Source organism: Amnibacterium setariae (genome assembly GCF_003581425.1).
In the GTDB taxonomy this organism is placed as follows: domain Bacteria; phylum Actinomycetota; class Actinomycetes; order Actinomycetales; family Microbacteriaceae; genus Amnibacterium; species Amnibacterium setariae.
Map to the genome: position 1 here is coordinate 1102093 of NZ_QXTG01000002.1, position 21664 is coordinate 1123756.

General features: G+C 70.4%; 21 protein-coding genes. 17 read left to right on the plus strand and 4 right to left on the minus strand.

Annotated elements, in window-relative coordinates:
- Nucleotides 1-480 precede the first annotated feature (480 nt).
- From D1781_RS13265 to D1781_RS13320, 12 genes are all read left to right on the plus strand, one after another.
- The gene (locus D1781_RS13265; RefSeq protein WP_119482709.1) at nt 481-1065 is read left to right on the plus strand and encodes a DUF805 domain-containing protein; all 585 of its coding nucleotides are present in this window, start codon (nt 481-483) and stop codon (nt 1063-1065) included.
- A 21-nt stretch (nt 1066-1086) separates the two neighbouring features.
- Nucleotides 1087-1308 carry a hypothetical protein gene (locus D1781_RS13270; protein ID WP_119482710.1) on the plus strand — a complete coding sequence of 74 codons (222 nt, stop codon included), beginning with the start codon at nt 1087-1089 and terminating at the stop codon, nt 1306-1308.
- Between the two features lie 58 nt (nt 1309-1366).
- Nucleotides 1367-2092, plus strand: a complete 726-nt coding sequence (locus tag D1781_RS13275) for a DUF4129 domain-containing protein (RefSeq protein ID WP_119482711.1) — start codon at nt 1367-1369, stop codon at nt 2090-2092.
- Nucleotides 2089-2622 (plus strand): hypothetical protein, encoded by a 534-nt coding sequence (locus tag D1781_RS13280; protein ID WP_119482712.1) that lies wholly within the window; start codon nt 2089-2091, stop codon nt 2620-2622. Before D1781_RS13275 ends, D1781_RS13280 begins: the two co-directional genes overlap by 4 nt.
- Nucleotides 2612-3598 carry an AAA family ATPase gene (locus tag D1781_RS13285; protein ID WP_233551337.1) on the plus strand — a complete coding sequence of 329 codons (987 nt, stop codon included), beginning with the start codon at nt 2612-2614 and terminating at the stop codon, nt 3596-3598. The genes D1781_RS13280 and D1781_RS13285 overlap by 11 nt, the downstream gene beginning before the upstream one ends.
- A complete protein-coding gene (locus D1781_RS13290; RefSeq protein WP_119482713.1) occupies nt 3595-4857 on the plus strand; it encodes a DUF58 domain-containing protein in 1263 nt (420 codons plus the stop codon). The genes D1781_RS13285 and D1781_RS13290 overlap by 4 nt, the downstream gene beginning before the upstream one ends.
- Nucleotides 4854-5387 carry a hypothetical protein gene (locus D1781_RS13295; protein WP_119482714.1) on the plus strand — a complete coding sequence of 178 codons (534 nt, stop codon included), beginning with the start codon at nt 4854-4856 and terminating at the stop codon, nt 5385-5387. The genes D1781_RS13290 and D1781_RS13295 overlap by 4 nt, the downstream gene beginning before the upstream one ends.
- A gap of 1751 nt (nt 5388-7138) precedes the next feature.
- Entirely contained in the window at nt 7139-9238 is a 2100-nt protein-coding gene (locus tag D1781_RS13305) for an ATP-binding protein (protein ID WP_119482716.1), read from the plus strand.
- Entirely contained in the window at nt 9231-9884 is a 654-nt protein-coding gene (locus D1781_RS17360) for a hypothetical protein (RefSeq protein WP_147392097.1), read from the plus strand. The genes D1781_RS13305 and D1781_RS17360 overlap by 8 nt, the downstream gene beginning before the upstream one ends.
- Before the next feature lie 17 nt (nt 9885-9901).
- On the plus strand, nt 9902-10960 hold the full coding sequence (locus tag D1781_RS13310) for a ComEC/Rec2 family competence protein (protein ID WP_158590095.1): 1059 nt from the start codon (nt 9902-9904) through the stop codon (nt 10958-10960).
- A gap of 234 nt (nt 10961-11194) precedes the next feature.
- The gene (locus D1781_RS13315) at nt 11195-12064 is read left to right on the plus strand and encodes a helix-turn-helix transcriptional regulator (RefSeq protein ID WP_119482718.1); all 870 of its coding nucleotides are present in this window, start codon (nt 11195-11197) and stop codon (nt 12062-12064) included.
- Nucleotides 12065-12136: 72 nt separating this feature from the next.
- Nucleotides 12137-13015, plus strand: coding sequence for an aldo/keto reductase (locus D1781_RS13320; protein WP_119482719.1), 879 nt, complete (start codon nt 12137-12139; stop codon nt 13013-13015).
- 105 nt (nt 13016-13120) lie between these two features.
- On the opposite strand, the gene D1781_RS13325 is transcribed toward D1781_RS13320, so the two are convergent.
- Nucleotides 13121-14185 (minus strand): VanZ family protein, encoded by a 1065-nt coding sequence (locus D1781_RS13325; RefSeq protein ID WP_119482720.1) that lies wholly within the window; start codon nt 14183-14185, stop codon nt 13121-13123.
- A gap of 130 nt (nt 14186-14315) precedes the next feature.
- On the opposite strand from D1781_RS13325, the gene D1781_RS13330 reads away from it, so the two are divergent.
- From D1781_RS13330 to D1781_RS13350, 5 genes are all read left to right on the plus strand, one after another.
- Nucleotides 14316-15638, plus strand: coding sequence for an NAD(P)/FAD-dependent oxidoreductase (locus D1781_RS13330; protein ID WP_119482721.1), 1323 nt, complete (start codon nt 14316-14318; stop codon nt 15636-15638).
- Between the two features lie 29 nt (nt 15639-15667).
- The gene (gene sigJ / locus D1781_RS13335; RefSeq protein ID WP_119482722.1) at nt 15668-16597 is read left to right on the plus strand and encodes an RNA polymerase sigma factor SigJ; all 930 of its coding nucleotides are present in this window, start codon (nt 15668-15670) and stop codon (nt 16595-16597) included.
- 72 nt (nt 16598-16669) lie between these two features.
- On the plus strand, nt 16670-17419 hold the full coding sequence (locus D1781_RS13340; RefSeq protein ID WP_119482723.1) for an SDR family oxidoreductase: 750 nt from the start codon (nt 16670-16672) through the stop codon (nt 17417-17419).
- Nucleotides 17416-17829, plus strand: coding sequence for a hypothetical protein (locus tag D1781_RS13345; RefSeq protein WP_119482724.1), 414 nt, complete (start codon nt 17416-17418; stop codon nt 17827-17829). Before D1781_RS13340 ends, D1781_RS13345 begins: the two co-directional genes overlap by 4 nt.
- Entirely contained in the window at nt 17826-18572 is a 747-nt protein-coding gene (locus D1781_RS13350) for an SDR family oxidoreductase (RefSeq protein WP_119482725.1), read from the plus strand. Before D1781_RS13345 ends, D1781_RS13350 begins: the two co-directional genes overlap by 4 nt.
- Before the next feature lie 15 nt (nt 18573-18587).
- Here the strand turns inward: D1781_RS13350 and D1781_RS13355 are convergent, their stop codons facing one another.
- Genes D1781_RS13355 through D1781_RS13365 form a run of 3 tightly spaced genes read right to left on the minus strand, consistent with a single transcriptional unit; the run spans nt 18588 to nt 21640 of the window.
- A complete protein-coding gene (locus D1781_RS13355; RefSeq protein WP_119482726.1) occupies nt 18588-19463 on the minus strand; it encodes a serine hydrolase domain-containing protein in 876 nt (291 codons plus the stop codon).
- A 53-nt stretch (nt 19464-19516) separates the two neighbouring features.
- Nucleotides 19517-20539 (minus strand): 4-hydroxythreonine-4-phosphate dehydrogenase PdxA, encoded by a 1023-nt coding sequence (gene pdxA / locus D1781_RS13360; RefSeq protein ID WP_119482727.1) that lies wholly within the window; start codon nt 20537-20539, stop codon nt 19517-19519.
- Complete coding sequence (locus D1781_RS13365; protein ID WP_119482728.1) at nt 20540-21640, minus strand: four-carbon acid sugar kinase family protein; 1101 nt, start codon at nt 21638-21640, stop codon at nt 20540-20542. It abuts the gene before it with no gap.
- Nucleotides 21641-21664: the final 24 nt, after the last annotated feature.

The following is a 21664-nucleotide window of genomic DNA, read 5'->3' on the forward strand; positions in this document are numbered from 1 at the left end:
CTGGTCGAGGTGCGAGCGAAGCGAGCCTCGAGACCACGCACGTGCACCGCGCGCAGGGCCGCATCGCGGCCGTAGGACGCGTCGGCCCTTCCGCACCTACACCCGCTCCTCGGTCCTACGCCCGCACACCGCACCCGACGTCCGACGCCGCTCCCCCGCCAGCGTCCGCGCCTCGGCTCCCGCTCGCCTCCGCTGGTCGAGGTGCGGGCGCAGCGAGCCTCGAGCGATGTCCTGAGGCTCTCGAAGGGACCACCCCCGCACGATTCGCAGGCCGTTGTCGCGGACGCAGGCCGGATTCGCCCGATCCGTCCTGCACATCCAGCGAAGTCCTGCACACGCCGCGCCGCGAGACCACCCCGCCCCCGAGATGCTTTCGGCACGGGCGCGGAGCGCCCGGCTCGACCACCGTGTCCCGCGGGTCGCGCCCGCGCGCACGCCCTCGGAATTGGTGCGCACCCCTCCCTTCCCGATACTGGGCGCATGTCCGACGCGCGCAGCACGCCGCCCCTGTGGGCCCCCGACTACTCCGCCGACTTCACGGGCTCCATCGCCCGGTTCTGGAAGAAGTACGTGCAGTTCAGCGGCCGCGCGAGCCGCCGCGAGTACTGGTGGACCTACCTCTTCGTCGGATTGGTCTACGTCCTCTCCCTGACGCTGCTGTACGGGGGCCTGGGCCTCTGGTACGCGACGTCGGACGGCGAGGGCGTGCCGCCCGTGATCTTCCCGATCGGGGTCGCGCTCACCGTCGGCTGGTTCTTCGCGACGGCGATCCCGTGGCTCGCGCTGGAGGCCCGCCGCCTCCACGACGCGAACATGTCCGGCTTCCTGCTCTTCATCCACCTCGCGTCCGGGCCGGGCGCGCTGGTCGTCTTCATCCTCTGCCAGCTGAGCCCGAACCCGCTCGGCCGCCGCTTCGACGCCCCTCCCGGGGAGGCGCCCCGGTACGCCCGCGTCGGTGATTGGCCGGCCGCGCCGGGCGAGCCGGACACCCCGTACGCCGTCGGCTACTACGGCGCGCCGGGCACCCAGGCGCCGCAGGCGCCCGCGCCGCGCATCGAGGAGTAGGCGCCCGCGCATACTCGGACCATGGAGTGCCCGCCGACCCGCGCCGAGGCCTGGCTCGAGGAGCACGAGGGCGACCTGGCCGGGCTGCCGACCGCGGACGCGATCGCGCTGATCGAGTCGGCGGGGCTGCGGGTGCGGGTCCTCGACCGCGGCGCCCGGCTGCTGTCGCCGGAGACGTGGGACGACCGCGTGAACCTCCGCGTGACGGACGACGCGGTGGTCGGCGCCGTCTCCGCCGGCTGACCCCGGCAGTCGGGGGTCCCGGGTCCGATCGGTGCCGAGCGGCAACTAGCCTCGGCGGGTGCGCCGACGCGACGGGGAGGACGGAGCGCCTCCGGCCCGCCGCCGCGCCACCGGCCGCTGGGTGCTCCCGGTCGTGCTCGCGGGCGCCGCGGTCGTCGTCCTGAGCACGGCCCTCGAGGGCCCCGCCCGCGTCGTTCCGTTCTTCGGTCCCGGCGGCGGGAAGCGGTTCGACGTGCCGCCGCCCGTTCCGCCGAAGAACCGGGTGCCGCCGCTGCAGCCCGGGAACTTCGAGCTGAACGCCGTGATCGGCACGATCCTGCTGGTGCTCGCGGCGCTCATCGGGCTCGCGATCGCGGTCGTGCTGATCCGGCTCATCCTCTCCGCGCTCCGCGGTCGCAAGCGGCGGCTCGGCCTGCGCGGCACGGCGGCGCTCGACGCCGAGCCGCAGCTGGCCGACGCCCCGACCGTGCTCCGCGGGATCGCCGCCGCGATCGACGCCCTGCAGGAGGACCGGGAGCCGGGCGACGCGGTCGTCCGCGCCTGGCTGGGTCTGCAGCAGGCGGCGGAGGACGCCGGGTTCGCCCGCTCCCCCGCCGAGACCCCGACCGAGTTCACCGGCCGCGTGCTGAGCCGCACCGGCGCCGACCGCGCCGCGCTGCGCACCCTCCTCGGCCTCTACCTCCGGGCGCGCTTCGGCGACGACGTGATCAGCGCCGCCGACGCGGCCGCCGCCCGGCAGGCGCTGCGGGCGCTCGAGACGTCGTGGGAGCGGGTGGAGGCGTGAGCGTCGGGGTCGTCGTCCGCGTCGCGGTCATCGCGCTGTTCGTCGCGGGGCTGGTCGGCGGCGCCGCACGGGTGCTCGGGCTCGACGGCCCGCACGCGCTCACCGTCGGCTGCGGCGTCTTCGCGCTCGTGCTGATCCTCCTGACGCAGCGCAGCGTCGTGCCGCCCGCGGACCTCGAACCGCAGCAGGCCGACGCGTCGACCGGCGGCCGCCGCGACCTCGAGCAGCTCGCCTGGTCGATGGTCGAGCACCGCACCCACATCCGGGGCATCGTCATCAGCCGCGTCCGGGCGATCGCCGCGCACCGGCTCGCCGAGCACGGCCTCGACCTCCGGCGCCCGGAGGACGACGCCACGATCAGCGCCCTCCTCGGCGCCGACGCGTTCGCGGTCCTCCGCCCGGACCGCGAGAAGCCCGTCTCGCCCCGCGCCTTCGACGCGGCACTTCGTGCCGTCGAACGCCTCCCGCCGCCCGAACCGCTCGGCCCCGCCCGCGCGATCCCCGAAGACAGGACGACCCGTGCCGACTGACCCGCAGCTCTCCATCCCCGACGTCGCCGCGATCGGCCGGGAGGTGCTCGACCGCGTCGGCACCGTCGTCGTCGGGATGCGCGACGGCCTCGAGCTCGCCCTCGGCACCGTGCTCGCGGGCGGGCACGTGCTGTTCGAGGACGCGCCGGGCCTCGGCAAGACCCTCGCGGCGCGCAGCCTCGCGACCGCGCTCGGGCTCGACTTCCGCCGCCTCCAGTGCACCCCGGACCTGCTGCCCTCCGACATCACTGGCTCGTTCGTCTACGCGCCCGCGACCCGCGAGTTCGAGTTCCGCCCCGGCCCGGTCTTCACGGGCCTGTTCCTCGCGGACGAGATCAACCGCACCTCGCCGAAGACGCAGTCCGCGCTGCTCGAGGCGATGGCGGAGGGGCAGGTCACGATCGAGGGCCGCAGCCTGCCGCTCCCCCGCCCCTTCCACGTCGTCGCGACCTCGAACCCCATCGAGTACGAGGGCACGTACGCGCTGCCGGAGGCGCAGCTCGACCGGTTCCTCGTGCGGCTGTCCGTCGGCTACCCGGACCGCGGCGGGGAGGCGCAGGTGCTGCGGAACCGCGTGCAGCGGCGGCACGAGGCGGCGCCGATCTCGCCCGTCATCGACGCCCGCACGCTGCTCGCGATGCAGGCCGCGGTCGAGGCGGTGTTCGTCGACGACGACGTGATCACCTACTGCGTCGACCTCGCCGCGGCGACGCGGAACGTCGCGCAGGTGCAGGTCGGCGCCTCACCGCGCGGCTCGCAGGGGCTGCTGCTGCTCGGGCGGGCGCTCGCGGTGCTCGACGGCCGCGACTTCGTGACGCCGGAGGACGTGAAGCGCTGCGCCGTCCCCGTGCTCGCGCACCGGCTGACGCTCACCGCGCAGGCGTGGGCGTCGGGCGTCGACCCCGCCGCGGTCGTGCAGCACGCGGTCGCGGAGGTGCCCGGTCCCCCGGTCGTCGGCCGCGCCGGGGTCCGGTGAGCGCACCGACGCAGCAGCGCTGGCACCGCCGCGGCGGCGGGGCCGCGCTCGGGATGCTCGCGATCGTGATCCTCGGCGTCGGGCTGGGCTTCGGCCGCGCGGACGTCGCCCTGCTCGGGCTGCCGCTCGCCGCCACCGCGGCCGTCACCCTCCGCCGACCCGTCGGCGCCGCCTCCGCCGCGATCGCGGTGTCGGTCGAGGACGACGAGGTCGTCGCCCGCGTGCAGGTGGAGGGCGCCGCGGGCGTCGACTTCGTCGTGCTCTCGGCCGGCGCCTACGAGGAGCCGCCGACCACGGTCGTCGTGAGCCCGAGGCGCGCCGAGGACCTGGAGGCGCGCCTCCCCGTCCTGCACAGCGGCCCGCAGGAGGTGCTCCGCGTGAGCGGCCAGGTGTTCGCGGCCGGCGCCGACCAGGTGCAGCACCTCGACCCGAAGGTCGCCCGCGCGACGATCGCGCCGAAGCGGAAGCGGGTGACCTCCCTGCTTCTGCCGCACCGCCTGACGAACCGCCCCGGCGGCCACGCCGCGCGCCGGCTCGGCGACGGCCTCGACTTCCGCGACCTCGCCCCCTTCACACCGGGCGACCGGCTGCGTCGCATCGACTGGCGCGCGACCGCCCGTTCGCCGCGCCCGGAGTCGGACCTGATCGTGCGGCGGATGGACGCGACCGCGGAGGCGGCCGCGGTGATCGTGCTCGACAGCCGCGACGACGTCGGCCCGGCGGTCGTCGAGTGGGGCAGCAACCGCCCGGCCCGCAAGGGCACGGCGTCGCTCGACCTCGCCCGCCCGGCGGTCGCGGCGATCGCCGCGAGCTACCTGGAGGCGGGCGACCGCGTCGCCTTCCACGACCTCGTCCGCACCGGCGCGAGCGCGCGCAGCGGCGGCGGGAGGCGCAAGCTGGAGCAGGTCCGCGCGGTCGTGACGCAGACCGTCCCGCGCCCGGGCGGCTCGTTGAAGGCGCCGGTGCTGCCGACCGCCGCGGTCGTCTACCTGGTGTCGACGTTCCTCGACGAGGACGTCGCGGGCCTCGCAGTGCTGTGGCGCAACGCGGGCCACCGCGTCGTCGCGATCGACGTGCTGCCCGCGCCGAGCCTGGAAGGCGCCGACGAGGAGCACCGCCTCGCGCACCGCATCCTGCAGCTGGAACGCACCGACCGCCTCGACCGCCTCCGCCGCCTCGACGTCACCGTCGTGCCGTGGCAGGACGCCGACCGCGACGTCCTCCTCCGTCAGGCCGAGCGCTACCGGGGGCCGCGATGAGCGCCTCCACGCGCCCCAAGGTGCGCGCGGTCTTCCCGATCGGCCCGTGGGTGCCGGGCGTCGCGCTGCCGATCGCGGTCGCGCTGGTCGGGATCCTCGCCTCGCTGCTCGTGCTGCAGGAGCTGCTGCTCGTCGTCGGGGTCGTGCTGTCGGTCGTCGCCGCGTTCCGCGTCCGGACCCCGGCGCCGTGGCTGCTCGTCGCGCTGCTCGTCGTCGGACAGCTGCTGCGTGACCCGGCCGGCCTCGACGCGTCGCTCGCTGGCATCGTCCTCGCGCTGCACCTGCTCGTGGTTCTCGTGCTGCTGGCGCGGGCGGTACCGGTGCGGTCACGATTGCAGCTGGCCGCACTCGGTCCCGCCGCGCTGATGACCGGGCTGATCCAGGTCGTAGCGCAGGTGCTCGTCGCCATGCTTCTCGCGGCGCAGGACGTACTCAACGTGCTGCCGACGGCCTCGACCATAGGCGGGGCGCTCCTTACTGCAATCGCCGGTCTGCTGGTCCTGACGCGGACCGTCGAGCGCGACGCGTGAGCGCCTTCGCAGACCGCTCGGAATCGCCGCAACGGCGCGGTGAGTGCGGCGAACGAGGCGACGGCGGGATCGAGGAACACCATGCGATTGGGTTGGGAACGGTGGGTGGAAGGTCCCGCTACGCCGGGCACACCGCGGTGACGCGATCGTCGGACTCGGCACGACCTCGCCCGATCAGACATACATAGCGCGGACATGTGCTGGGCTCAGTACGTGGCGCGTTTTACGATCGCGTCACGCTCGTTCCCTCCGAGGCGTGTTCGCCAAGTCGGTGATCATGCCGCGACCGAGACAGCCCGGTTCGGAGAAGCGCAGTGCGGCACTCCTGCCGACCTGATCGCGTGCCAGGCGCAAGTACCGCGTGCGGGCCAGAGGGCGTCCGCACTGCCGCAGATCAGTCCGATTCCACTGCCAGACGGGGGCCGATCGCAGCTCGCCCGCGGCCGCTCCCTTCGTGTCGTTCAGCTCCGGCGGACCTCGAACCGTCACCGACTACCACCAGTGTCGCGCGCTGGATGACCGACCCCGCTTGTAGCGTGTGCACATGAAGCCCACCGCCCCCCGTGTCCTATGACGGCAGCTTCTGAATCGGTCATCAACACCCTCGCACAGGAGAGCCGCGGGTTCACGGCGGCCGAGTGGAACCAGTTGAACGCTCTGACTGATTCGAACTTCACCTCATCCGTCCTACGCCAACAGTTCTCACTCGAGGGATTACGACGGTCCGGAACGTTCTTCACCGGCGCCGCCTGGAGCGACAGGTTGTGGACGCTTGTCCGGCCGACGCTGGGCTCGCACGCTGTTGTCGTCGACCCAGCTTGTGGCGCGGGCGACCTCCTAACGCCGGGCATTGCACTCCTCCAGAGGGATCATGTGGAAGCGACATTTCACGTCAACGACCTGCAAAGGGAGTGGGCCAGCATCGCGTCTTCGCGTTTGAGGATCGCGAGCGGCGGTGCGATTACCGTTCGCGAATCCAACGGGGACTTCCTTTCAGATAGCGACAGCGTCGCACACGCGACACACGTGCTTTTGAATCCACCATACGTACCCGTCCTGGCACAAACTTCGTGGGCGCAAGGACGCGTGAACGCTGCAGCACTTTTCGTGCACCGCGCTCTCGGGGCCATGCCTGAGGCTTCACACCTCTTCGCGATCTTGCCGGACGTCCTCCGATCGGGTTCCCGCTATGCCAAGTGGCGTCGCGAAGTCGAGCTGCTCGGCGGCACACAGGCCGTCATCCCTTTAGGTCAATTCGATGCCGACACCGACGTGCACGTCTTTTTACTTCACGTCGTAGTCGGAGCGCCCTCGAGCGTCGCTTGGACTCCCGCTTTCGAGATGCAATCGCAACGCCGGACAGTCGGCGAGATGTGCGACGTGCGCGTCGGCCCTGTGGTTCCACACCGAACACCTGAGACGGGTCCAGAGGTGCCATACGTGACCGCCCGATCCCTTACATCAGGTACATCACTTGTTCGGCGATTCGACGGCAGAACACACCTCGGACCCCTAGTCCTACTCAATCGAACATCCAGGCCCGGACAGCGTCCCCGTTTACGAGCGCGCTTGTATACCTCCTCAACACCACTGGCCGTAGAGAATCACCTGATCGTCCTCACACCACGAGATCAAACTCTCTCAGCCTGCGAGGAATTACTGGAGATTCTCGACTCGCGTACCTCCTGCGAATACATCGACAGTCAAATCGCCTGCCGACACCTCACGGTCGGTTCGGTCAAAGGAATCCCTTGGACGACGTAGAGGACAGCACACCCCGCATTCGGTTCGCGCCTAGCATTCTTAAGAGGCTTGGCGAGGAACTGAATCCCAATATTGATCAGGGATTGCTGGAGCTTGTAAAGAATGCGTACGACGCAGACGCTCTCCACTGCACCATTGAACTAAACCCTGACGGCACCGATTGCATCATCATCCAGGATGACGGTCGAGGCATGAGCGCCGACGAGATCATCAATGGATGGCTTATACTCGGTGCGTCAGCTAAGCGCTCCTCCGAACGCACTCATCTAGGCCGCGTGCCGGCGGGAAACAAGGGATTGGGCCGACTAGCCGCCCTCCGCATTGGCCATCGAGCCGTCATGACATCGGCAACGGCCACCGGCCCCGCTTTCACCGTGAATCTCGACTGGGATCTATTCGACAAAGCTTCAACCGTCGATGAGGTGTCCGTCGACGTTCAGCAGTCCCGCGCGACAGGAACTCCCGGGACGCGCATAGAAATACACAACTTGCGACATCCGATCGGACGGATCGAGGCCCGACGATTGGCGAGAGCCCTCGTTCTTCTCGCGGACCCGTTTTCTGATACGCCGAACTCCTTCCAGCCAACGCTCCTGAGCGCCGAATATGCCGACCTCGCCGAGCAAGTCGCGCATCGATACTTCGATCAAGCAGACTTCCACCTATCTGCAGAAGTCAAAGATGGTCGCGCCCGCGCAACAATCTCCGACTGGCGAGGCAACGTTCTTTGGACTGCCGAACACGAGGAAATCCTCCGAGCGAGACCTCGATCGGAGACAGAACCAGCTCAAGCGACGACGTACCAGATACCAAATACCTTCTTCGACTTCTGGGTTTTCATCCTCTCCCAGGAGACCTTCTCCAGCAGGCCCGTGCAGTTATCTGCGGTGCGCGAATGGCTGCAGTCCTTTGGCGGCGTGCACGTCTATGTGAACGATCTGCGTGTTGCCCCATATGGAAACGCGGGAAACGACTGGCTGGACCTAAACCTCTCGCGCGCGCGTAGCCCGGAGGACCGGCCGAGCACAAACACCGCAATAGGTCGACTAAGGGTCGAGGACGACAAAGACGCACTGCCTCAGAAGACAGACCGGACCGGATTCATAGAAACCGGCGCGTTCGACGACCTACGACGCTTTGCGACGGATGCTCTCGACTGGCTGGCACGTAAACGCAGAGAACTTTCAGAAGCGAGGCGCCAGCAAAAGCGCGAGGACGCCGCACGAAACGCCAGAGCCAGCAGCGAAGCCGTCCGGAACCAGATCAGGAATATAGCGGACGAGGGTAAGCGTCTCGAGGTCGAAAAAGCGTTTGATTCCTATGAACGATCGCGAGATCAAGAGAATGAAACGCTACGCCGTGAGATTCAACTATATCGCACTTTGTCGACCGCAGGCATAACGGCAGCAACGTTCGCTCACGAATCAACGGGCAACTCTCTCAAGCGCATCAGCATACTGAGCAACGCAATGAAGGGCATGTTGGAGCGCGACGTGCCTGAGTTGTACCAGAGCAAGTACGCCTCCGTTATCAGCCGCGTTGGGTCAGCCGTTGAGTCGCTCAACGTCCTCACCTCTGCCACGACTTCGCTTATAAATCAGGACAAGCGGCGCATCGGCCGAGTTATACCCGACCAGATTGTGCTGAACATCATTGACGTGTTCGAGCCGTTCTTGCGCGGACGTGATGTACTTGTTGCCTCCGAGATACCAACCACAAGAAGGCCGTTCCTGCGGGGGTCCGAAGCCGCTTTGGAATCGATAGTCACGAATCTCTTGAATAACAGTCTTAGTTCGTTCGAGCGCACCTCTGGTGTGGAACGAAAGATCCAACTGCGGACAGCCTCAGAGAACGGCAACTGGATCTTGCATGTCGACGACAGCGGTCCAGGAATCACCGACATTGATCCGGAGGAAATTTGGCAGGCGGGAGTAACCCAGCGCCCTGGAGGAACTGGACTCGGTCTGACCATCGTTCGAGACACAGTGCTCGACCTGAACGGCACCGTCGAGGTGCAGCCGCACGGCGAACTAGGCGGCGCACAGTTCACAGTATCCCTTCCAGCACTAGGAGTAGTCAATGATTGACGTGTTGCCTCCGATTTCACGAATCAAGGTCATCGACGACAATCCAGATGTGCGTCAGGACATTGCACTGCAAGTCGAGTTGCTGAATAGATCTGTCGTCGAGGAAACTGGTCCCCTAGGAAGTCTCGACGACTATCTCTCCAGACCTCAGAACGCTGACGCGGCGATAAGCGACCATCAACTTAAGCCTTCCGGGTACGCGTCATTCGATGGTGCCGACCTTGTCGCTTCATGGTATCGCGTAGGCTTCCCCGCAATTCTGTGCACCAGTTACGAACGAGCCTCGGTCGATCGCTTGCGCAGCCTAAGACGATGGCTACCGGTTGTGTTGGGCCCCAACGACCTAGATCCCGACGGGCTCCTTGAGGGCATTCGGCTTGTGCAGCGCGAGATTCACGGTCGCTTCACGCCGCAGCGCAAGCCACGCCGAGCGTTAATTCGGTTCACCGAATATCTCCCAGACACAAACGTCATTCTCGCCAAGGTGCCAGGATGGTCGGCTGAAGCAGTCGACATTAGGGTGATTGAGTTGCCCGAGCAGTGGCGAACAGATCCGCGCCGCCTCGAAGGTAGACGCGTCTTCGCCACTGCAAACTTGGAAGCGCAGCGGTTTGAAGATCTGTATGTGACGGGTTGGAATTCATGACAACGGCGACTAGCGGCTTGGGCGATCTGCTCAACGTCGACATTCTTGATGTCGGTCATGGGAGTTGTGTGGTTGTACGAGCTGCGGACTCGGTTGTTTTGATTGACACGGGTCCGAACGGTGCAATTCTGGAGTACTTAGATCGTGAGGGCATAACCGAGGTTGACTGCGTAGTAATCTCGCATGCCGACGCCGACCATGTTCGTGGACTTTCGGCGATGCTTTCTGACGGGCGTGTTGTCCGACGCATTTACTGGAACGGCGATTCTGGGAAGGACTCGGACCTTTGGGAAGACATCGTGTGGCAACTCGACGATCTCGACGCTCAAGGGATTTTGCAGGCGCAGGACGAGGCCGGCAGAGGCGGAGTGATCTCAACTGGGGTGCCCACCGTTGAAGTCGCATTACTCGCGCCAGGCCTTGGCTTCCGTCGAAGGGGCGCGGGATCCACGGATCGCGCTGGTCGACAAATCACGTCCAACTCGATCAGCGTTGTAGCGCAAGTCAGAGTTGACGGAAGAGGTCTGCTTCTCATCCCAGGCGACCTCGACACGGTCGGGTTTGAGAACCTCGACGTTGCCCCGACGCAGTTGAAGTCGCAGTACCTCGTCCTGCCCCATCATGGCGGCCTGGGAGGAACGGGCCGCGCCACATACGAACTAGTCCGCTCCTTGGTCACCGCCGTCGAGCCCGAGCTCGTATTTGTCTCCAACGGAAGGCTGGTGAAAGCAAATCCGCGCGCAGAGGTCGTGGCAGCGGTCGCATCTGCGGTTCCAACCACATCGATTGCCTGCACGCAATTATCAAGCCGCTGCCATCCAACTGCCGTAGCCAGAGCAGGCGACAGCCGGCCCTATTCGGGCGGTTGGGGCAGAGGACGCTCGTGCGCCGGAACCATCCGACTCACGAGAACGAACGGAATTGACGCTCCTTTAGATCGCAGTGCACACCTCGCGTTCATTTCGACTGAGGTCGCCACCCCCCAGTGCGGCGTTCTCGGCACGGTAGCAAGGAGCACCGCGCCAGAGGCCGAGGTCGAGGTCGAACCGACGTCTGGTGCTCAGGTCACGGTGTAAGAGGGAGCCAGGAAACCGACACCCCTCAAGCGCGACAGCGAGAGCAGCACTCGGAGGTCGCCCAAGTTGTGCTGTTGAATTGGTGTCCGAGACTGCGTGACGGTCTCGAATTAAACTTTGTTGCCTGTGAAGGCTGACATGTAACTCCGAAGCACGCGGCCCGACGACGCGGCGCATTCGAGGGGTGCTGTCAGCCCCTCCCTCGCCTCAGCCGCGGGTCCTAGCGTCGAGGACATGGACACCCGAGTCGAGATCCGCGAATTCCTCACCTCGCGGCGTGCTCGCCTGACGCCGCAGGCGGCCGGGCTGCCCGCGTTCGGCGGCAACCGCCGGGTGCAGGGGCTGCGGCGTGAGGAGGTCGCGATGCTCGCCGGGGTCAGCGTCGACTACTACACGCAGCTCGAGCGCGGGCGGCTCACCGGCGTCTCCGACACCGTGATCGAGGCGCTCGTGCGGGCGCTGCGGCTCGACGAGGCGGAGCGGGAGCACCTGTTCGACCTCGCCCGCGCCGCGAACGACTCCCCCGTTGCACCGCACGCCCGCCGGACGGCGGAGGCGGTGCGGCCCACGATCCAGCGGATGCTCGACGCGATCACCGAGGCGCCCGCGTGGGTGCGGAACGAGCGCTTCGACCTGCTCGCCGGGAACGCGCTAGGGCGGGCGCTCTACTCCCCCGTCTTCACGATGCCCGGCCGGGTCAACACCGCCCGCTTCGCGTTCCTCGACCCCGCCGCGAAGACGTTCTTCCGCGACTGGGAGCACACCGCCGACGACACCGTCGCCACCCTTCACGGCGTCGCCGGCCGCAACCCCTACGACAAGCGCCTCACCGACCTGATCGGCGAGCTCTCCACCCGCAGCGAGGCGTTCCGGCGCCGCTGGGCCGCCCATGACGTGCGGTTCCACCGGACCGGCCTCAAGCGCCTGCACCACCCCGTCGTCGGCGACCTCGACCTCACCTTCGAGGCGCTCGAGCTGCCCGCCGACCCCGGCCTGCTCATGCTCGTCTACGGCGCCGAGCCGGGCACCCCGTCCAGCGACGGGCTCCGGCTGCTCGCCACGCTGCAGGCGACCGAGCGGGCCGCGGCCACCGCCGACGACTGACCCGCCTCCGCAGGCGACCAGCACGTCCGTCCGAACCCGGACGGTTCCCCGAAACACGGAAGGAGCATCCGCATGCTCACGCTCAACAACGGCGTTCAACTGCCGGAGATCGGCTTCGGCGTCTTCCAGAGCGCCCCCGACGAGACGACGGAGGCGGTCCGCCTCGCCCTCGAGACCGGCTACCGCCACATCGACACCGCCGCGGTCTACGGCAACGAGCGGGAGGTCGGTGAAGGCATCCGCGCCTCCGGCCTCGACCGCGACGAGGTCGTCGTCGAGACGAAGGTCTGGGTCTCCGACTACGGGTACGACCAGACGTTGCACGCGTTCGAGAAGGCGATCGGCAAGCTCGGCTTCGACACGATCGACGTGCTGATCCTCCACCAGCCCGCGCCGGACCGCTTCGAGAAGACCCTCGACGCCTACCGGGCCCTCGAGCGCCTCCTCGCCGACGGCCGGGTGCGGGCGATCGGCGTCAGCAACTTCATGCCGCACCACCTCGAGCGGCTGCTCGCCGAGACCGAGGTCGTGCCGGCGCTGAACCAGATCGAGCTGCACCCGTACTTCCAGCAGCGGGACGTGCAGGAGGCGGACCGCGCCGCCGGGATCCTCGACCAGGCGTGGTCGCCGATCGGCGGGATCACCTTCTACCCCGGCTTCCGCGAGGGCCGCCGCAGTGTGCTGGAGGACCCGACGATCGTGGCGATCGCCGAGGAGCACGGGAGGACGCCGGCGCAGGTCATGCTCCGCTGGCACGTGCAGCAGGGGCGCAACGCGATCCCGAAGTCGACGAACCCGGGCCGGATCCGCGAGAACTTCGCCGTGTTCGACTTCGCGCTGACCGACGCGCAGATGGCGGCGCTCGACGCGCTCGACACCGGCTTCCGCAACGGCCCCGACCCCGACGGCGCGGACACGAGTCGCTTCGAACGGGTGATCCCGGAGGCCTAGAGCCCCTGTCGGATCGAGCAGCACCTCGTCGGTTCCGGCAGCCGCTTCGGGCTCCGGAGGCTGCCGGAATCGACGGATGCTGCCGGAGCCGACGCGGGGGCAGGCTCAGTGCGACGGCGCTTCCGCCTCGGCCTGCTCGACCGCCCGTTGCCCGCGCCGGGGGCCGGCGAGCGCGACGATGCGACCGCCGGACACGATCCGGCTGAACCCGCGCCGGTCCTTGGTCGCGATGGCGGCGATGAGCGTGACGACGACGAAGACGCCCTGCAGCACGCCGATCAGGCCGAGCAGGCAGTAGCCGACCACGCCGAACAGCGCCTGGCGCCAGCGGCCGCCCGCGGGGGCTCCCGGGGTGATGAGCACGAGCGCCTCCCCCGCCGATCGACCCGTCCGCAGGACCAGGACCAGCTCGAGCACCGCGGGGACGCCCCACGTCACCAGCTGCTGCACGACCGGCAGATCGGCGGCGTCCGGTCCGCCGCCGAACGCGGTCCACACGCCCCACAGCGCGGACAGCACGAACTGGACGAAGCCGATCACGACGGCGTCCGCGAACAGCCCGAGCAGCCGGCGGCCGAGGCGCACCGGCACGGGGTGGAGGGCGACCGGCTGCGCCCGCCGTGGCCGCGCGAGCCGGGCGACGGCGAGGCAGCCGACCACCGCGCCCGTCGTGTTCGCGATGAGGTCGTCGACGTCGAACAGGCGGTACGCGCACGAGTAGATGCCGTAGATGCCGGTCAGCTGCGTGACCTCGATGAGGAGGGAGCCGAGGAACCCGAGCACGAGCGCGACGAGCACGCCGCGATGCAGGAGCAGGCGCACGCCGAGCCCGAGCGGCACGAACAGCGCGATGTTGAGCACCACCTGCAGCAGCGCGGGGTTGTGCAGCAGCGCGCTCGGCGATCCGACGCCGAAGTGGAGGACGTCGCCCACGAAGGCGAAGGGGTGCAGCTGCGGCGCCGCGCAGCGGGTCAGCTCGCGCGCGGGAGGCGTCGGCAGCAGCGTGTAGGCCCACAGCGCGCAGAAGTAGACCGCGCCGGCGAGGAGCTGCGTGACCGCGAGCGGTGCGAGACGCCCCTCCCGGCGGTAGAGCACCGCGGCGACCGGCACGAGCAGGAGGACCGAGAGCGGGACGCCGAGGATCAGGGCGATGACGGCGTTCCGGAGCACGGGGCCCGATCCTTCCAGCCCCTGGTCGTCGGCGTTCTTCGCGGGGAACGAATCGCACTGCGCGACGCGACCTCACATCACGCCCGCGCATCTCGTCATTCGAGTGACAGGACGAGGAGCGAGGTGCCGGATGCAGGAGATCCTGATCGTCGGTGGCGGGTACGCCGGGTTCTACGCCGCGTGGCGGCTCGAGAAGCGGCTGCGCCCCGGTGAGGCGCACGTCACCCTGGTCGATCCCCGCCCGTACATGACCTACCAGCCGTTCCTCCCCGAGGTGACCGCGGGGTCGGTCGAGGCACGGCACGCCGCCGTGTCGCACCGGCGCCACCTGCGGCGCACCCGGCTGGTCTCGGGCTCGGTCACGCGGATCGATCACGCGCGCCGACGGGTCACCGTCGAACCGCTGGACGGCGCCGCCTTCACGCTGCCGTACGACACCGTCGTCGTCACTGCGGGCGCGGTGACGCGGAAGTTCCCGGTGCCCGGTCTGGACGAGCAGGCGATCGGCATGAAGCACGTCGAGGAGGCGGTCGCGATCCGCGACGCGATCCTCACCGGCTTCGACCGTGCGTCGGTCCTGCCGCGCGGGCCGGAGCGGCAGAAGCTGCTCACGGTCACCTTCGTCGGCGGCGGCTTTTCCGGCATCGAGGGCTTCGGGGAGACGCTGTCGCTCGCCACCGCCCTGCTCCGCCGCTACCCGGAGATCGCGGCGGACGAGCTGTCGTTCCACCTCGTCGAGACGCGCGGGCGCGTGCTGCCGGAGGTGAGCGAGGGGCCGGGCCGGTGGGTCGTGCGCCATCTCGAGCGGCGCGGCGGCCGGATCCACCTGGACACGCAGCTGCTGTCCGCCGTCGACGGTCACCTCGTGCTCTCCACCGGGGAGGAGTTCGACACCGGCCTGCTCGTCTGGGTCGCGGGCAACGCGGCGAACCCGGTCGTGACCTCGCGCACGGACCTGCCGCTGACGGCGATCGGGCTCGTCCGGGTGCGGGCCACCCTGCAGGTGGAGGGCGAGGACGGCGTGGTCCCGGGAGCATGGGCCGCCGGTGACGACGCCGCGGTGCCGGACCTCACGTCACCCCGCCCGGGAGCGACGACGGTGCCGAACGCGCAGCACGCGGTGCGGCAGGGCAAGCGCCTCGCCGCGAACCTCATCGCCACCCTCCGCGGCCGCGCGCCCCGCCCCTATGTCCACCACGGGCTCGGCGTCGTCGCGACGCTCGGGCTCGGCCACGGCATCTTCCAGTACAAGCGGCTGGTCGTGACCGGGCCGGTCGCCTGGCTCATGCACCGCGGCTACCACGTGCTCGCGGTCCCGACGTGGGAGCGCAAGCTCCGGGTGCTGCTGATCTGGGTGAGCGCGGTGTTCGGCGGGCGCGACATCGTGTCGCTGGCCGCTCTCGCGGAGCCCCGCCGCGCGTTCGTCAGCGGCGAGGCGCCGACAAGGGCGTGAGCAGGCCAGGGTGGAGGCACGGAGGGCCGATGGACCAGGAGCCGCTTGACGCGACCGTCGACGAGCTGATGCGGGAACGCCGTCGGCTCCTCGCCCTCGGCTACCGGATGCTCGGCACCCTCGCGGAGGCGGAGGACGCCGTGCAGGACACCTACGCACGGTGGTACCGGATGACGGACGCCGAGCGCGCAGCGGTCCGGAACCCGCAGGGCTGGCTCACCCGGACGATGAGCCGGATCTGCCTCGACGTGCTCGGCTCCGCGCGGCGCCGCCGCGAGCGCTACGTCGGCGAGTGGCTGCCGGAGCCCGTGCCCGCCGACCTGTTCGCCGGGACCGCGCCGCAGCCCGCCGCGGTCGGGGCCGATCCGCTCGACCGCGCCACCATCGACGACGAGGTGAGCACCGCGCTCCTGATCGTCATGGAGGCGATGACGCCGGCCGAACGCGTCGCCTTCGTGCTGCACGACGTGTTCGCGGTTCCGTTCGAGGAGATCGGCGCGATCGTCGGGCGCAGCACGGCCGCGGTCCGCCAGCTCGCGACCTCCGCACGTCGCCGCGTGCGCGACCACGACCTGCGGACACCCGATCGGACCGAACACGACGCGGTCGCCGCCGCCTTCGCCCGGGCCTGCGCCACGGGCGACCTCCAGGCGCTGACCGCGCTGCTGGACCCGTCCGTGACGCTGGTCTCCGACGGCGGCGGCGTCGTCAGCGCTGCTCGCCGTCCGGTGCTCGGCGTCTCCAACGTGGCGCGCTTCATGCTCGGGGTCATGGTCAAGCAGCCGACGCTGCGGCTCGAGCCTCGTCGGACGGGCGACGGGCTCGCCTTCACGGCCATCGCGCCGGACGGGTCGGTCCGCTCGCTCGTCAACCTGGGGGTTCGGAACGGGCGGGTCACGGACGTCTGGATGCAGGTCAACCCGCAGAAGCTCGGAGCCTGGATCGCGCCGCCCGCCTGACCTCACGGATCGACGCCCGACGTCGTCATCTTCTCGAGGCCGCGCAGCGCGGCCGGGAAGGACGACCGGGTCATGAGGATCTTCATCGCAGGCGGCCGCGGGCACGTCGGCGGGCGGCTCGCCGAACGGCTCCGCCGGGACGGGCACGAGGTGGTGGCGGGGTCGCGATCGAACGGGATCGACGTCGTCACCGGCGAGGGGCTCGGCGCCGCGCTCGTCGGCGTCGACGCCGTGGTCGACGTACTCAACGCGCAGGTGATGGAGGCGGAGGCGTCCATCGAGTTCTTCCGCGGCACGACCCTCCGGCTCCTCGCCGCGGAGCTGACGACCGGTGTCCGGCACCACGTGCTGCTCTCCGTCGTTGGCGCCGACCGCGCGACCGGGAACGGCTACTACGCCGGGAAGGTCGCGCAGGAGGACGCCGTCCGCGACGAGGAGGTGCCGTTCACCGTCGTCCGCGCGACGCAGTTCCACGACTTCGTGCCGACGATCGCCGACTGGCTGACGGTCGACGGCGTCGTGCAGGCGCCGCCGACGCTGCTGCAGCCCGTCGACGTGGACGACGTCGTCGACCTGCTCGCCGAGATCGCGACCGGTGGACCGCTCGGCGAGGTCGTCGACATCGCGGGCCCCGACCGCTTCCACCTCGACGACCTGATCCGTTCTGCGCTCGCGAAGGAGGGCGACGCGAGAACCGTGCGGACCGTCGACGGCGACGCGCTCGGCGCGACCGACGCGCACTCCCTCGTCCCGCTCGGCGCGCATCGGACCGGCGCGCGCCGCTTCCCCGGCGCCAACGGCGTCCCGCCGGTGCGCGCATGAGCGCGATCAAGCGCATCGCGCTCGCGATCTCCGCCGCCCTCGGCCTCTTCGTCGGCGGGTGGGCGACCATCACGCCACGCGGGTTCTACGAGGCGTTCCCCGGCGTGCTCGGGCACTGGATCGACCTCGACGGCCCGTACAACGAGCACCTCATCCGCGACGTGGGCGGCCTGTACCTCGCGCTGGCCGCAGCGAGCGTCGTCGTGCTGGTCCTGCGCAGCGCGTGGGCACCGCTCGGGGCCGCTTGGACGGTCTTCGGCGCGCTGCACCTCGCGTACCACGCGACGCACCTCGACGGGTTCTCCACGGCCGACGCGGTGGGCGCGATCGTGTCGCTCGCGGTCAGCCTCGGGCTCGGGGTCGTCCTGCTCGTGCCGACCCGGCGACGGGCCGAGGCGGTGACCCGATGAGGCTCGCGGTCGCCGGTGCGACCGGGACCGTCGGGCGGCACGTCGTCGCGGCCGCCGAGCGGGCGGGCCACGACGTCGTCCCGCTGTCGCGGAGCGCCGGGACGGACCTGCTCGCCGACGTCGGCGTGGCGGCCGCGCTCGCCGCCGCGGACGCGGTCGTCGACGTGACGAGCACGGCCGCGCTCGGGCGCCGGCGGTCGGTCGCCTTCTTCACGCGGGTGACCGAAGTGCTCCTGCGCGCCGAACGACTCGCCGAGGTTCCGCACCACCTCGCCCTGTCCGTCGTCGGGATCGACCGGATCGACGCCGGCTACTACGCGGGCAAGCTCCGCCAGGAGGCGCTCATCGCCGCGTCGCCCCAGCCCTCGACGGTGCTCCGGGCCGCGCAGTTCCACGAGTTCGCAGGCCAGGTCGCGGGCCTCGCTCGACTCGGTCGCTGGACCGCGGTACCCCGGGCGCTCGTGCGACCGATGGCCGCCGAGGAGGTGGGCGCTCGCCTGGTGGAGCTCGCCGCAGCTCCCCCGTCGGGTCGAGCCCCCGACCTCGTCGGCCCCCGCGACGAGGTGCTCGCCTCCATGGTCCGGCGCCTGCTCGATGCTCGGGGCGACCGGTCCCGCGTCGTCGAGCTCGCGCTCCCCGGCCGGTACTGGCGCGGCCTCGCGTCCGGCGCGCTCCGCGGCGACTCCGCTGCGACCCGCGGGACGCTGACGTTCGACAACTGGCTCGCGATGTCCCGTTGGTGAACGGAGCCGTGCTCGTCAGTCGTCCATTGCCGACGATGTGACCTCCACGGCGAGCGCCGAGATGCGGTCCTCCCGCTCCTCCTCATGACCCGTGATCGTCACGACGGCGTCGCCGTGCACGATCACGAACTGCCCGTACCTGCCCTCGAACCGCCAGGCGTCGCCCGGGCCCGCCCAGGTGGCGATGCCGTAGCGGTCCATCGGCGCCTCCCGCCCGGTCTCGAACCAGTCGGCGTGCATCGCGTCGACGAACGCGGCGCTGACGAGCTGGCGGTCCGCCCACCGGCCGCGGTCGAGCAGGAGATCGCCGATGCGCGCGAGCTCCTCGGTGCGCAGCTCCAGCCCGGTACCGCCGACGATGAAGCCGAGCGGGCAGCGGTGCCACTGCGGGTTGTCGATCCCGAGCGGCCCGAACAGCCGGGGCAGCAGCCAGTCGCGCACGTCGCCGACGACGGAGGCGAGCATGCGCATCGCGACGTAGGTGCTCGCGTCCGAGTACTGGAAGACGCGACCGCGCGACGGGAGGACCAGCATCGCCGCGGCGAGGTCCGGCTGCGGGAACGGCTGGTGCCCGAACCAGCGGAAGTCGATCCCGCTCGTCATCGTCAGCAGGTGCCGCAGCGTCACCGCCGCGACACCGTCGTCGAGCGGCAGGTCGCCGAAGACCTCGCCGACGGTCAGGTCGAGGGTGAGCAGCCCTTCGTCGACGGCGATTCCCGCGGCGAGCGCGGAGACGCCCTTCGACACCGAGTACAGGTTCTCGCGGTCGTCGCTGCGCCAGCGATGGGAGGCGAGCTCCGACCCGACGCGGATCTGCACGCCGTAGACGCCGAGCCGCTCGCGGTCGACGGCGGCGACGAAGGACTCGAGGGCATCGGCGGCGCTGACCATGTCGGCAGCGTAGGGAGGGCGTCGGACGATCCGCCCGGGCGCGGGGTCGTCGGCTAGCGGAGCGCCTCCACGACCGCGCCCCAGCCGGGCGCCAGCTCGGCGGCGCGCTCGCAGGCGAGCAGCATGCTGGCGTCGCTCGCGACGCCGGTGCCGGCGATGTCGAACGCGGTGCCGTGGTCGACCGACACCCGCACGGCAGGCAGCCCGACGGTGATGTTCACGCCGTCGTCGCCGTACATCGACTTGAACGGCGCGTGGCCCTGGTCGTGGTAGCAGGCGATGAGGATCTTCCACCGCCCCCGGCGCATCGCGGCCGGGAACAGCGCGTCGGCCGGGATCGGGCCGTCGACTGGGATCCCTTCCGCGACGGCCGCGGCGACCGCGGGCGCGAGGACGTCGGCGTCCTCGTCGCCGAAGAGGCGGTTCTCCCCCGCGTGCGGGTTCAGGCCGGCCAGCCCGATCCGCTCGTCCGGACGGCCGAGCGCCCGGCCGAAACCGTGCGCGAGGCGGAGCACCTGGCCGGTGCGGGCGACGGTGACGTCGTCGATGGCCTGCCGCAGCGAGACGTGGGTCGTCAGGTGGAACACGTAGAGGTCGCCGGCCGACAGCACGAGGCTGAAGTCCTCCACGCCGAACTCGTGCGCGAGCAGCTCGGTGTGCCCGGCGAAGCGGTGGCCGGCCGCGTGCATCGCGGCCTTGTTGAGCGGCGCGGTCACGATCGCGTCGGCGCGGCCCGCCTTCACGAGGTCGCAGGCCGCCACGACGAAGCGGTAGGCCGCATCGCCGGCCACGGGGTCGAGCGATCCGAAGGCGACGCCGTCGAGCGAGGGCCCGGTCTGGATCAGCTCGATCGTCTTCGGGTCGTTCGTGGCCGCCCGCGGATCGTCGAGGAGGACGAGGGCGTCCTGGGCGAGACCGACCGCGGCGATGCCGCGCCGCATCGAGGCTTCATCGCCGATCACGACGGGCCGTGCGCGCCGGCGCAGATCGTCGTGGAGCAGCAGCGTCTTCGCGACGACCTCCGGGCCGATCCCGGCGACGTCGCCCAGGGTCACGGCGAGGGTGGGTGCGGGCATCTACGGTCCCTTCGTCAACGTGGTGATCACGCGGTCGAGCGTCTCCGGGTCGCCGAACCCGCCGGACTTGGTCGCGATCAGCAACCCGTCGCGGGAGCCGCCCCGCACCCGGCCCCACGGGACCCCGTGCGCCAAGGATCCCAGCAGGCGCACCCCGGACGCGCCCAGCGCACGCAGCAGCGCGTCCGCGCCGTCGCCGCCCACGACGACGACGGCCTCGGCGTCGTCGTGGAGGCGGTCCGCGGCGGCGTCCGCGGTGCTCCGCGCCGTCGCGAGGGCGGTGTCGTGATCGACGCGGTCGCCGTCCAGGGGCGGCGGCGCGACGACCGGCCAGCGGTCCCCCGCGGCCGCCACTTGTCGCCGGGCGAGCGGATGCGCGGAGGTGACGAGCACGAGACCTCGGGCTGCCCGGGGCACCTCGGGCGCAGGGAGCTCTTCGCCGTCGCGGTGCTGCAGTCGGCCCAGCGCTGCGGCGAGTCCGGACGAGCCCACCAGCAGCACGCGCTGTCCGAGGGGCTCGACAACGCGGGCGAGCGAATCGAGGTCCTCCTCCGTAAACGCGTCGACGACCACGGTGTCGCGGGTCCCGACGATGGCGGGCACGTCGTCCACGGCTACCAGCGGGGCGTCGAACAGCGCGGTGAGCCGGTCCTCCCGGGCCGGCGCGACCGCGTCCCGACCTGCCACCGCCCGCATCGCGGGCTCGCCGTGCACGAGCACCCGGCCGCCCTCGACGGTGCGCCCGAGGACGGGGGCAGCCGGGCAGACGACCGCGGTCACCGGGTGTGGAAGGGCGTGCCGGACGGCCTCGACGTGCTCGGCCGGCCAACCCCGGAGCGTCGAGTCGACCTTCGCGAACACCCGGACCGAGGACCCCTCCGCGGCGGCCTCGACGGCTCGCCGCACGCCCGGCCCATCGTGGACGGCGAGCGCGCGGGAGCCGGTCGAGACCGCAACGACGTCCGCATCGGCCGGCGCATCCGCTCCGGCCACCCGGTACTCGACCGCGCCGACGCCGAGAAACCCGAGCGCGGCGTCCAGCGCCCCGGTCGTGTCGTCGGCGACGACCAGCCACCTCGGTGCTCGCGCCCCGCTCGGCACGGCCGCCTCCGACTCCCGAGCCCG

Excerpts from the sequence above, each read along its gene's own strand:
- sigJ (WP_119482722.1), top strand. The coding sequence starts at position 15,668 with ATGGACCAGGAGCCGCTTGACGCGACCGTCGACGAGCTGATGCGGGAA.
- pdxA (WP_119482727.1), bottom strand. The coding sequence starts at position 20,539 with ATGCCCGCACCCACCCTCGCCGTGACCCTGGGCGACGTCGCCGGGATC.
- D1781_RS13315 (WP_119482718.1), top strand. The coding sequence starts at position 11,195 with ATGGACACCCGAGTCGAGATCCGCGAATTCCTCACCTCGCGGCGTGCT.
- D1781_RS13340 (WP_119482723.1), top strand. The coding sequence starts at position 16,670 with ATGAGGATCTTCATCGCAGGCGGCCGCGGGCACGTCGGCGGGCGGCTC.
- D1781_RS13295 (WP_119482714.1), top strand. The coding sequence starts at position 4,854 with ATGAGCGCCTCCACGCGCCCCAAGGTGCGCGCGGTCTTCCCGATCGGC.
- D1781_RS13355 (WP_119482726.1), bottom strand. The coding sequence starts at position 19,463 with ATGGTCAGCGCCGCCGATGCCCTCGAGTCCTTCGTCGCCGCCGTCGAC.
- D1781_RS17360 (WP_147392097.1), top strand. The coding sequence starts at position 9,231 with ATGATTGACGTGTTGCCTCCGATTTCACGAATCAAGGTCATCGACGAC.
- D1781_RS13345 (WP_119482724.1), top strand. The coding sequence starts at position 17,416 with ATGAGCGCGATCAAGCGCATCGCGCTCGCGATCTCCGCCGCCCTCGGC.
- D1781_RS13270 (WP_119482710.1), top strand. The coding sequence starts at position 1,087 with ATGGAGTGCCCGCCGACCCGCGCCGAGGCCTGGCTCGAGGAGCACGAG.
- D1781_RS13320 (WP_119482719.1), top strand. The coding sequence starts at position 12,137 with ATGCTCACGCTCAACAACGGCGTTCAACTGCCGGAGATCGGCTTCGGC.
- D1781_RS13330 (WP_119482721.1), top strand. The coding sequence starts at position 14,316 with ATGCAGGAGATCCTGATCGTCGGTGGCGGGTACGCCGGGTTCTACGCC.
- D1781_RS13265 (WP_119482709.1), top strand. The coding sequence starts at position 481 with ATGTCCGACGCGCGCAGCACGCCGCCCCTGTGGGCCCCCGACTACTCC.
- D1781_RS13350 (WP_119482725.1), top strand. The coding sequence starts at position 17,826 with ATGAGGCTCGCGGTCGCCGGTGCGACCGGGACCGTCGGGCGGCACGTC.